Genomic DNA, 12,878 nt, shown 5'->3' with positions numbered 1-12,878 from the left:
TTTTGCGGACACACGCCAGCCGCGTCACGGATTTATTTGCTCCATGTCACCGATAACCAGTACTGCACGGGTTTCTTGCCAGGGTCTACCCAAGATGTCGAAGAGAATCCGTATGCCTTGGAAACGGATGCGGAAACCGTGGCGCCTATCGGCGTCAACCAGTCGATTCCCAGGCCATATCCCGAGAGAATCCGACGATTGCTGACGTCGGACATGCCGATATAGGTCGATTCCCAGCCGCCCCAAGGGTTGTGGTTGACGCGGCCGATGGCGAAATCAGAGAAAATGCCCAACTGCACCTGGTGGCCGGCCGCCACCGGAATACGTTGGTAGAGACCGGCGTTCAGCACCACGCCATCGTCGAACGACCCTTCATCGGCACGATAGGCACGGACTGCATTGGGGCCACCCACGCCGAGCTTTTCGCTTGGGTCCAGGTTCTTGCTGGCCAGTTGACCATTGATCTGGCCGGTCAGAAACAAATCGCCACTGCGATTCAACCCGTATTTTCCGAAGCCGGTCGTCGTGAATTTTCCGTAGACGCCGGCCACCTGCGTGACGCTATTTAAGTAAGGCACGTCGTTGCTCTGATGGCCGACCGTCAGCGCCAGCTCGCCGCTCCAGATGTCGCTGCGCAATTGCTGCGCGCGGTCGCCATTGTTCGCCTGGAGCGAAAGCCGCAGCGCATTCAGCGTGCTGTGCGCCACATAGAGGTCCTTGTAATCGGTATTCGTACGGCTATGGAGATATGACGCGCCGGCCCAGATATTGGCATCGAGGCCACGCGTAATGGGATATTGCAGCCCCGCCTGCAAAGTGTTGGCTACGCCTACGACCTGCGTCACGGCATTGATCGTGTATTGCTGGCGGGTAAAGCCGCCCGTGACACGCAAGCCATCGTCAAGAATTGGAACGCTGCCCGTCAGCGAACCGGTCCACATCTTCTTTTCGGTGCCGGTCAGGGTCAGTGCGTAGGCCTCGCCCAAACCAAAGAAATTGTTACCCGCTGCAGTGACGCCGAGACGGTACAGGCCTGTTGACTCGATACCCTTGTTGTCGATAAAGACATCGCCGGTGATCGGATCGCCCCGCTGCGCGATGCTGAAACGCACATTGATATCGCCGGGGCCGCCGCCTGGGGAAAACTGCGGCGCGGCGGCAATCGCCACGCCGGGCACGTCCTGCAGCAACTGCGTGGCGCGCTCCAGACGGCTGGTCTGCAACAGACACACGCTGTCCAGCGATTCGCCCCCACACAGTGCTTTCGTGATCAGACGATGCAGTCGTTCGTCCTTGACGCGCGACTGGTTTTCGATCTGGACATCATGGATGCGGCCCGGGAAGGCCGTGAACACCAAGGGCTGGCCTTGCTGGGCTGCGCGCCAGTTCTGATCGGTCAGCAATACCTGCCCAACCGGGAACCCGCCTTGGCGCAGTGCGTTGGTGAGACTGTCGGACCACTGATCCACTTCGGCCAACGTTGCCGGCGCGGCGCCCAGCCGCGATGCCGCGCTCTGCAGCACGCGCTGGACTACGGCTGCGGCGGGGCTACCTGCGGGAAACACGCTGAATTCCACGACCTTTTGGGGCGACACTGCAGCGGTATCTGTCACCGCCGGTTCGGCATGGACGGCGACCATCAACATCACCCATGGCAATGCACAGGCGGCACGCTGGAATTTTCGCTTTATGTTCTGGAAGTACCGCGACATGGAAGTGGATGGACTCGGTGAATGTTCTGCGCTTGCTACAACTGCGAATCGAACTGCTGATCAGTGCGTCGCTGTTTCTGTAAAAATGGTAGAGCGGCATACGCCTACGCCGAATAGCAAAATCTTTGAATTTCACGAATGGAATCGGCATCCGCATCGCACGTCCAAACAGCGGTGAGCGCGCGATTCCGTGTACTGCCATCACACGATGCTTCTGGCGCGAGTTTGGCAGCTAGTTTCGAAAACCGAAATGAAAATGGTCTCTTCCAATTTCCGACAAAACAGAATCAGAAAATGGAAGAAACCAGACGAACAAATAGCGTAAGTGTGAAAGGCGCCAACGCTCGAATTCGAGCGTCTGGCGCGAACTGAAGCATCGGCGAAGACGGACCCAGCCGGCGCCATGTGGCACCGGCTGAGTTCCGATTAGCCGCCGATCCCAGCAGCCGCAGGCGTGGCCGGCGACGCGGCTGACTCGGTCGACGCCTTCAACCAGCCGTGAGACTTCACCACGTACGGCTTGCCGTCCTTGACACCGCTTTCCGTATAGAAGAACTCACGCGTCTGCGCGTTGACCGACAGATCCGCCTTCATCTTCGTTTGCGGGTCTTCGGACACGTAGTGCTTGACGCCGTCGGCCCCATCGCGGAAGTCCAGGCTGCGCTCCAGCGGCCCGGAGCTGGTCGCAATCTTCACCTTCGCGACGTTGGTACTGGCATCCACGTCAACCGCCTCCAGCGTGGCGCCGGCCCAAGCCTCTTCACCAAGCTCCACCGTCATCGCTTGCGGCGATGCCAGGTGCCAGTTGGCGCCGAACAGATCGCTCCAGAAGTACGCGACCCCCGCACCCAGGCCGATAGCTCCGGCAGCGCCGGCCACGGCCGCACCAGCTCCGCCGCCGCCACCACCGCCCGAGTCGCCAACCGAACTGCCGTTCGAGCCATTCGACCCGTTGGACCCATTCGATCCGTTCGAACCATTGGAGCCGTTCGAACCATTGGAGCTGCCATTGCTGGAACCGTTACCGGAGATATTGGTCACCGATCCGTTTGGCCCGGTATTGATCGTGCCATTGGTGTTGTCGATGCCAGAACCGTTGGACGAATTTCCGGTGACATTGGTCGACCCATTACCGGTGGTGTTGATCGTGCCGTTGCCGTTATCGACGCCGGTGCCGTTGCCTGTGGTACCCGTGATATTGGTCGAGCCGTTGCCGCCGGTATTGATGGTTCCGTTCCCGTTATTGATGCCGGTGCCGTTGGTCGAATTGCCGGAGATGTTGGTCGATCCGTTACCGTCGGTGGTAATCGAGCCATTGCCGTTATCGACGCCCGTACCGTTGCCAGTGTTGCCCGAGATATTGGTCGAGCCGTTGCCTCCGGTGTTGATGGAACCGTTCCCATTGTTGATGCCGGTTCCGTTTGTCGAGTTACCCGAGACGTTGGTCGAGCCATTGCCCTGGGTGTCGATCGTGCCGTTGCCGTTATCGACGCCCGTGCCATTCGTGGTATTGCCCGAAATATTCGTCGAGCCGTTACCCCCGGTATTGATGGTCCCGTTACCGTTATCGACGCCGGTGCCGTTGGTGGTATTGCCCGAAATATTCGTCGAGCCATTGCCACCGGTGTTGATGGTGCCGTTGCCGTTGTTCACCCCGGTACCGTTTGTCGAGTTACCCGAGACGTTGGTCGAGCCGTTGCCGTCGGTAGTGATCGAGCCATTACCGTTATCTACGCCGGTGCCGTCCGTCGTATTGCCCGAGATATTCGTCGAACCGTTACCGCCGGTATTGATGGTCCCGTTACCGTTGTTGACGCCGGTACCATTGGTCGAGTTACCCGAGACGTTGGTCGAGCCATTGCCGTCGGTAGTGATCGAGCCATTACCGTTATCTACGCCGGTACCGTTGGTGGTGTTGCCCGATATGTTCGTCGAGCCGTTGCCACCGGTGTTGATGGTGCCGTTGCCGTTATCGACCCCAGTACCGTCAGTCGTATTGCCCGAGACGTTGGTCGAGCCGTTGCCGCCCGTGTTGATTGAGCCGTTGCCGTTGTTGACGCCAGTGCCATTGGTCGAGTTACCCGAGACGTTGGTCGAGCCGTTGCCCTGGGTGTCGATCGTGCCGTTGCCGTTGTCAACGCCGGTGCCATTGGTGGTATTGCCCGAGATGTTCGTCGAACCGTTACCGCCGGTGTTGATGGTGCCGTTGCCGTTATCGACACCGGTGCCGTCCGTCGTATTGCCGGAGATGTTTGTCGAGCCATTTCCGCCGGTGTTGATGGTGCCGTTTCCGTTATCCACCCCGGTGCTGTTGCCGGAACCACCCGAGATATTCGTCGAGCCGTTGCCTCCCGTGTTGATTGAGCCGTTACCGTTATTGACGCCGGTGCCGTTGGTCGAATTGCCCGAGACGTTGGTCGAACCGTTACCCTGGGTGTCGATCGTGCCGTTGCCGTTATCGACACCGGTGCCGTCGGTGGTATTGCCCGAGATGTTGGCCGAGCCGTTGCCGCCCGTGTTGATCGTACCGTTGCCGTTATTGACGCCAGTGCCATTCGTCGAGTTACCCGACACATTGGTCGACCCGTTGCCATCAGTGTTGATCGAGCCATTGCCGTTATCGACACCGGTGCCATTGGTGGTATTGCCCGAGATATTGGCCGAGCCATTGCCACCAGTATTGATGGTGCCGTTGCCGTTATCGACGCCAGTACCGTCCGTCGTATTGCCCGAGACGTTGGTCGAGCCGTTACCGCCCGTGTTGATCGAGCCGTTGCCGTTGTTGACGCCGGTGCCATTGGTCGAGTTACCCGAGACGTTGGTCGAGCCGTTACCGTCCGTGTTGATCGAACCATTGCCGTTATCAACGCCAGTGCCGTCGGTAGAGTTACCCGAAACATTGGTCGACCCATTGCCACCGGTATTGATCGTACCGTTGCCATTGTCTACGCCTGGACCGCCGGTCGAGTTACCCGAGATATTGGTCGAGCCGTTGCCACCGGTGTTGATGGTGCCATTGCCGTTATCGACACCTGTGCCGTTACCGGAATCGCCTGTGACGTTGGTCGAGCCATTTCCCCCGGTATTGATGGTGCCGTTGCCGTTGTTGACGCCGGTGCCATTGGTCGAGTTACCCGAGACGTTGGTCGAGCCATTACCCTGGGTGTCGATCGTACCGTTGCCGTTATCGACGCCCGTACCATTCGTGGTATTGCCCGAAATATTCGTCGAGCCGTTACCCCCGGTATTGATGGTCCCGTTTCCGTTATCAACGCCCGTGCCGTTCGTCGAGTTACCCGAGACGTTGGTCGAGCCGTTGCCGCCGGTATTGATGGTCCCGTTGCCGTTATCAACGCCAGTACCGTTGGTCGAGTTGCCCGAGACATTGGTCGACCCATTGCCACCGGTATTGATGGTCCCGTTGCCATTGTCTACGCCCGGGCCGCCGGTCGAATTACCCGAGATATTTGTCGAGCCGTTGCCACCGGTGTTGATGGTGCCATTGCCGTTATCGACACCTGTGCCGTTACCGGAATCGCCTGTGACGTTGGTCGAACCATTTCCCCCGGTATTGATGGTGCCGTTGCCGTTGTTGACGCCCGTGCCGTTGGTCGAATTGCCCGACACGTTCGTCGAGCCATTACCCTGGGTGTCGATCGTGCCGTTGCCGTTATCGACACCGGTGCCATTGGTGGTATTGCCCGAAATATTCGTCGAGCCGTTACCCCCGGTATTGATGGTCCCGTTACCGTTATCTACGCCAGTTCCGTCCGTCGTATTGCCGGAAACGTTGGTTGAGCCGTTGCCGCCCGTGTTGATCGAGCCGTTGCCGTTGTTGACACCCGTGCCGTTGGTCGAATTCCCCGAGACATTGGTGGAACCATTGCCTTGAGTGTCAATCGTCCCGTTGCCGTTATCAACGCCGGTGCCATTGGTGGTGTTACCCGAGATATTCGTCGAGCCGTTGCCACCGGTGTTGATCGTGCCATTCCCGTTGTCGACGCCGGTTCCGTCCGTCGTATTACCGGAGATATTGGCCGATCCATTGCCGTCGGTATTGATCGACCCATTTCCGTTGTTGACGCCGGTGCCGTTGGTGGAGTTACCCGAGACATTGGTCGAGCCATTGCCGGCCGTATTGATGGAGCCATTGCCGTTATCGACGCCGGTGCCATTGGTGGAGTTGCCTGTGACGTTGGTCGAGCCGTTACCGTCGGTATTGATACCGCCGCCATTGTCGACACCCGAGCCATTGGTCGAGTTACCGGTAACGTTGGTCGAACCGTTTCCGCCCGTGTTGATGGAGCCGTTGCCGTTACTGACCCCCGTACCGCCGGTCGAATTACCCGCGATATTGGTCGAGCCGTTGCCACCGGTGTTGATGGAGCCATTGCCGTTATCGACGCCCGGGCCGCCGGTCGAATTACCCGAGATATTGGTCGAACCATTGCCCTGGGTGTCGATCGTGCCATTGCCGTTATCGACACCTGTGCCGTTACCGGAATCGCCTGTGACGTTGGTCGAACCATTTCCCCCGGTATTGATGGTGCCGTTGCCGTTGTTGACGCCCGAACCATTGGTCGAGTTGCCGGTGACATTGGTCGAGCCATTGCCGCCCGTGTTGATCGAGCCGTTGCCGTTATGGACGCCGGTACCGTTCGTGGAGTTGCCCGACACGTTAGTCGTGCCGTTGTCGGTCGTATCGATCGTCCCATTACCGTTATCTACGCCAGTACCGTCCGTAGTGTTACCGGATATGTTGGTCGAGCCATTGCCATCGGTGTGAATCGACCCGTTTCCGTTATCGACGCCGGTACCGTTGGTGGTATTGCCCGAGATATTGGTCGAGCCATTGCCGCCAGTATTGATGGTGCCGTTGCCATTACCAACGCCCGTGCCATTGGTCGAGCCGCCCGTGACATTGGTCGAGCCGTTGCCGTCAGTATTGATGCCGCCGCCGTTGTCTACGCCTGAACCATTGGTCGAATTACCGGTGACATTGGTCGAGCCATTGCCGCCGGTGTTGATTGAGCCGTTGCCGTTACCGACGCCCGCACCATTGGTCGAGTTGCCCGAGATATTGGTCGAGCCATTGCCCTGGGTGTCGATGGTGCCATTACCGTTATTGACGCCCGTGCCGTTGGTCGAGCCACCGGTGACATTGGTCGAACCGTTGCCGTCGGTGTTGATGCCGCCGCCGTTGTCGACGCCGGAGCCATTGGTCGAGTTGCCGGTGACATTGGTGGAGCCATTGCCGCCGGTGTTGATCGAGCCGTTGCCGTTACCGACGCCCGCACCATTGGTCGAGTTGCCCGAGATATTGGTCGAGCCATTACCCTGGGTGTCGATGGTGCCGTTGCCGTTATTGACACCCGTGCCGTTGGTGGAACCACCCGTGACGTTGGTCGAGCCGTTGCCGTCGGTGTTGATGCCGCCGCCGTTGTCGACGCCCGAGCCGTTTGTGGAGTTGCCCGACACGTTGGTCGAGCCGTTTCCGGTCGTGTTGATGGTGCCGTTGCCGTTATCTACGCCAGGGCCACCCGTGCTGTTGCCGGAAATATTGGTCGAGCCATTACCGCCCGTGTTGATCGAGCCATTGCCGTTGCCAACCCCCGCGCCATTGGTCGAGTTACCGGAGATATTGGTAGACCCGTTGCCGTTTGTGTCGACTTCTCCACCGCCGTTCTTGACGCCAACGCCGTTAACGGAAGTCCCCGTAACGTTCGTGGTGCCGTTGTCCGTTGTATTGATGGAGCCATTGCTATTGTCTACGCCAGTACCGTTGGTGGTATTGCCGCGGACGTTCGTCGAACCATTGCCGCCCGTATTGATTGAGCCGTTCCCGGTGTTGTCGACACCCGTACCTTCGGTGGATTGGCCCGAAATATTGGTGGAGCCGTTACCGCCGGTGTTGATTGTGCCGTTGCTATTGTCAACGCCAGCGCCGTTTTGCGAACTTCCCGAGATGTTCGTTGACCCGTTGCCACTAGTGGCGACCGATCCCGTGGTACCCGCCGTATCGTTCACCCGTCCGATAACGACACCCGTGCCGTTCGTGGAGTTACCGAAAATATTCGTTGCGCCATTGCCGTCCGTACTCACATTGGCACTGACTTGTACACCCGTACCGTTGGTCGACGTTCCCGTAATGTTGGTTGAGCCATTGCCCGTTGTGTTGAGTGTTCCGTTGCCTACATCACGCAGGTTAACGCCAGTGCCATTGTTCGCTGTCCCGGCGACGCCGAGCGAGCCATTTCCTGATACGTTGACCGCATCACGGAACCACGCGCCCGAACCGTTGCCAGTGGCTACCCCTCCCAGATTTGCCCCGGCCTGCCCTGAAATATTCAAGGTGCCCGAGACGAACACCCCAACGCCGTCTACCGTGGATCCTGTGGCATTCAATCTCGCGTTACCGGTGAAATCCTTGGTTCCAGCAATGTCTACGCCTCTGTGACTCGTGGAATTACCGACCAGGTTCACGCCTGCGCCGCCAGACGCATTAAGGGAGCCGGCTACAAAGATCCCCGGACCAGCAGTCGAGCTTCCCGTTGCATTGAGTGTGCCATTGCCAGTTACATTCTTGCTCCCCTGCAGATTCAAGCCGAAGGAGTTAGTGGAATTGCCCGAGAAGGTCAATGCGGCATTACCGGAAGTATTCATAATTCCAGTTGTCACAACGCCGGCGCCATTCGTCGACGTTCCCGCAACATTCACCCTGCTATCGCCCTCGAAGGCGTTGGCGCCGTGAAAATCGACGGCCGTGCCATTCGTGGAGTTACCAACCAGGTTCACTCCCGCCCCGTCGGACGCATTAAGGGAACCCGATACATAGATTCCCGAACCATTGGTCGAGCTTCCCGTTGCATTGAGTGTGCCATTACCGGTGAGATTTTTTGCTCCGGAAATGTCTACGCCTCTGCCATTCGCGGCGGTACCAGTGAGGTTCGTTCGGGCACCATCAGCGATGTTCAGTTGGCCAGAGACAAACACGCCAATACCAGTCGTCGTGGTGCCTGTGATATTCGCCCTGCTATCGCCCTCGAAGGAGTTGGCGCCGTAAAAATCGACGGCCGTGCCATTCGTGGAATTACCGACCAGGTTCACTCCCGCCCCGTCGGACGCATTAAGGGAACCCGATACATAGATTCCCGAACCATTGGTCGAGCTTCCCGTTGCATTGAGCGTGCCATTACCGGTGAGATTTTTTTCTGCGGAAATGTCTACGCCTCTGCCGTTCGCGGCAGTACCAGTGAGGTTCGTTCGGGCACCATCAGCGATGTTCAGTTGGCCCGCGACAAACACGCCAAGACCAGTCGTCGTGGTGCCTGTGATATTCAGCCCCGCATTGCCTGTCAGATTGGCACGCAACAGTTCAACGCCTCTGCCGTTTTCAGTGGCGCCCACGACGTTCACTCCGCCGCCATCGGAAATGTTGAGCGTCCCGGCGATAAAGACACCGCTACCATTCGCCGATGTTCCCGTAGCATTCAGTGTGCCATTGCCGGTTACATTCTTGCTCCCCTGCAGATCCAGACCGAATCCGCCAGTGGAATTGCCGGAGAAGGTCAATGCGGCATTACCAGAAGTATTCAAGGTCCCAATAGTGAAAACGCCGGAGCCATTCGTCGACGTTCCCGCGACATTCACTCTGCTATCGCCCTCGAAGGCGTTGGTGCCCTCAAGATTAATGCCGACGCCGTTGGTGGAATTACCCGAGAAGGTCAATGCGGTATTACCGGAAGTATTGAAGGTCCCAGCCTGGTAAACGCCACTCTCATTCGCCGATGTTCCTGCGACATTCACCCTGCTGTTGCCTTCAAAGGCGTTCGTGCCATGAAAATTAACCCCGCGACCGTCTGTGCTCGTGCCGCTGATATTCAGCGATGCATTTCCCGTGGCGTTGAGATCGAGTACATTTGTGCCCATACCACGAGTGCTCGTGCCGCCGATATTCAGCCCTGCATTTCCCGCTACGCGGAAACCGCTTCCAATTACGCCCGAACCATTGGTACTCGTACCGGCAATATTCAGCGCTGCATTACCTGTGGCGGTGGTTGCCGCTAATGCGACGCCATGACCATTGACGCTGGTCCCCGAAAGACCTAATGCGGCGCCGTCAGTCAAGTTAAGGGTGCCAATGTAGGCGCCTGTATTGTTCGTACTTGTTCCAGAAAAATTCAGCGTGGCATTGTCCGTCCCACTGATATAGTTGGAACCAAGGCCCGTCCCGTTGGTACTCGTGCCAGCCATGTTCAGCCGGGCGTTTCCAGACACAGTCCCATTATTGAGAGCCGTTCCATACGAGTCCACGCTGGTACCGATCACATTCAACACCGAGTTTCCGGCGATATTGAGATTATTGAGATTTGCGCCTGAGCCACCAATGCTGGTACCCGTGATATTCAATATTCCGCCCGTTTGAGCCAGACCTCCACCACCGATGAAGACACGCGAATCGATCCTCCGCCAATATTCCCCCAGGTGCCATCGAGAGACACTGCGCGTTGATTCGCGGTACCCGTCGTGTTGCCAGAAACATCGAGCCTGCCGCCGTTCAGGTCGTATCGCCCATTGGTGGCCGTGGCCACCTGGCCGCTGTTTCCACCCATGGCAGCCGTCAGATTCAGATTCAGCTGATTGGACGTCGAGGTGATATTCCCGTTCAGCGTGATGCTGCCGTTGGCAGCCAGGGTCAGGTTCGCTGTGCCCCCCCAGTCTTGCTGATATCCGCACCACCTTGCTGCGTGATGTTGCCCGTGGCCGTGCCCGAACTGGCGGTGGTAATCGTGACGTCCGTACCGTTGTTCAGCGCGTTGTTGATCGATGTGTTACGGACCGTTGCCGTATTGTTGGTGCCCGCGTCGAAACCGCCGGAGAGGTTGCCGTTATAGCCGGCATCGGCACCCGTGCCGATCGTGATGTCCGTAGGATCGATCAGCCAGTGGCCGGATTTGCCATTCGGTGCCGCAGCGGTCACCGTGCCTTGCACGTTGAGCTTGTGGCCCGACGTTTCAACGAAACCGCCATCGCCGTTGAGCGCGCCAGCGTCGATGCGCGCGCCGCTATCCACCTGCGTGAAATTGGCGAACGCCACGCCATCCTGCAGCAGCCGGGCCGCGTCCGTGCCGGCCAGCTTGCCAAGGCTGTCGCCGCCCAGCACCACCTTGCCGCCGGCTGCGTCGCCCTTCACGTTGATCGATGCATTGCCGAACACGCCCACGCGGTCGCCGGACAGCACCACCGTACCGCCCTTGCCGCCAGCCGCTGTTCCGGACGCATCGATGGCGCCGGTCATCGTCACGTCGCCAGTCTTTCCGGCGTCCGCCACCACCGTGCCGGCGCGCACCACGCCGCTCAGGTTCACCACTGTCTTGAGCAGCGTGTCCTTGCCGCGCGCGGTCAGCAGCACCGTGCCGTCCTGGGCGCGGATATTGCCGCTGTTTTCCACCAGCGCGTTGGCTGTGGCATTGGTCAGCGTTACCGAGATGCCCTGGCCGTTGTTCAGCGCGAACGTGGCGCTGTCGCCAGCCGCCAGCACGACCTGTCCGCCAGCGCCAGCATTGATCGAACCACTATTGCGAACCTGGTCGCCAACCAGCGTGACAAAGCCGGCGGCGTTGATTTCGCCCTCGTTGATGACCCCTGCCTTCTTGCCGGTTGCGCTCAGTGCCAGCGGATTGCCCGCCATGAAGGCGTTGACATCGATGGATTTGGTGGTGGCCAGCAGCGAGCCCACATTTACCACCGCGCCCCGGCCGAACAGCACGCCGTTGGCGTTCTGGATCAGCACCTGGCCATTGGCCAGCAGCGAGCCCTGGATGTTGGACGGCACGCCACCGGTCACACGGTTCAGCGCCTGCGCCTGCGCGTTGGGCTGGTTGAACTGGACGGTGTTGCCCTTGCCGATGTTGAAGGTGTTCCAGTCGATCACGGTGCGCTGGCTGCCCTGATCGATGTGCATGGTGTTGCCGTTCGGCTGAGAGATCGTGGCCTGGCCGGCCACCACGTTGCCGTTGGTCGGCAGGGCCTGCGCGAAGGCCGGCCCGGACTCCAGAATCAGCATGGCCAGCGCGATGGAGGTCATCGCGGACACCACGCCGAACTGGGCGCCATTCGCGTCGCCACCCCCCTCGCCGGGGCGCTTGCCCTGGCTCTTCACGTTCTCCGCAACGGCCACAAGCATGCCGAGACGCTTGCTGAATACGCGACGATACCGATTCTTGTTCATGGACTAGTCCTAAAAATTGATTGCACAGCATCCGTCCCGAAGGCGCGGTGACGGATGAGAGCGCAGGCATTGCGGTGGACATCGCCACTGCGATGTCCGGCAGGCAAGCCCTGCGATGTCTCGTTACTGGGAGTCGGGACCGCGGGCGCACACGTCTGGTGGCTGTCGCGTTCGTGACCTTCTGGCGAATTCGCCAGAACGCCTTTTTGCGATTCCTCGCTTCGGATCGTATGGAAGACGGCTTCGCTGCGTAATCGCAGATTTCCTAAAGTTCGGCATTGCGCGGAAAACAATGCAGTCGTGCGGACCTTGCACAAAGGACAAGCCGCAAAACGTGAATAGCAATTCGACGAAATTCGGCCCAATGCCACTGCACTGCGCCAAATTCGAGTTAGTTCCATAGGCGGATATCGGTCTATTCAGCAGACTCGTCAGATTGCCTTTTCGCAGTCAGCCATTTCTGGATATGGCGCACGCATCGGGCAATCCGATTCAGCGGGAAATGGAAATGGAAGTTTTTCCATGGCGGTTTCAAGTCTGAGATGCAACACCAGTTCGTAATTTGTTGATCTCTTCGGCCATGGCTTCGGCGGGAGTGGCGAAGTCGAGAACCGCCCGAGGCCGATAGTTCAGCGCCTTCGCGACTCTGTTCAAGTACCCCTGCGAGAAGACCGATAGATCGTCGCCCTTCGGTAGATACTCTCGAACCAGTCCGTTCATGTTCTCGTTGCTTGGCCTCTGCCACGGACTGTGCGGGTCGGCAAAGAACACTTCGATACTGACTCGCCTGGTCAACTCCGCGTGATGCGCCATCTCTTTGCCCTGGTCGTAGGTCAGGCTCTTGCGAAGCGCCAGCGGCACACGACGAAACTTCTTGGTCAACGCCTCCAGCGCTGCCTCCGCCCCGCAACCGTCCATCTTCGCCAGCACCACGA

The 12,878-nt window shown here is 58.9% G+C and carries 4 protein-coding genes; all 4 read right to left on the bottom strand.

From position 1 onward, the window contains the following. Positions 1-32: 32 nt before the first annotated feature. Entirely contained in the window at positions 33-1,712 is a 1,680-nt protein-coding gene (locus tag D9X30_RS05900; protein WP_153946829.1) for a ShlB/FhaC/HecB family hemolysin secretion/activation protein, read from the bottom strand. Positions 1,713-2,138: 426 nt separating this feature from the next. Next, positions 2,139-10,121: a hypothetical protein gene (locus tag D9X30_RS05895; RefSeq protein WP_249640899.1), complete on the bottom strand. Its 7,983-nt coding sequence runs from the start codon at positions 10,119-10,121 to the stop codon at positions 2,139-2,141. Between the two features lie 286 nt (positions 10,122-10,407). After that, on the bottom strand, positions 10,408-11,943 hold the full coding sequence (locus tag D9X30_RS05890; RefSeq protein WP_153947125.1) for a two-partner secretion domain-containing protein: 1,536 nt from the start codon (positions 11,941-11,943) through the stop codon (positions 10,408-10,410). 531 nt (positions 11,944-12,474) lie between these two features. Next, positions 12,475-12,878: IS30 family transposase (locus tag D9X30_RS05885; RefSeq protein WP_249640898.1), on the bottom strand; the 404-nt coding region annotated here is incomplete at its 5' end.

It is taken from the genome of Cupriavidus sp. U2 (assembly GCF_009663685.2).
Classification (GTDB): Bacteria; Pseudomonadota; Gammaproteobacteria; order Burkholderiales; family Burkholderiaceae; genus Cupriavidus; species Cupriavidus necator_C.
This window is presented reverse-complemented; position numbering and strand designations above follow the sequence as displayed.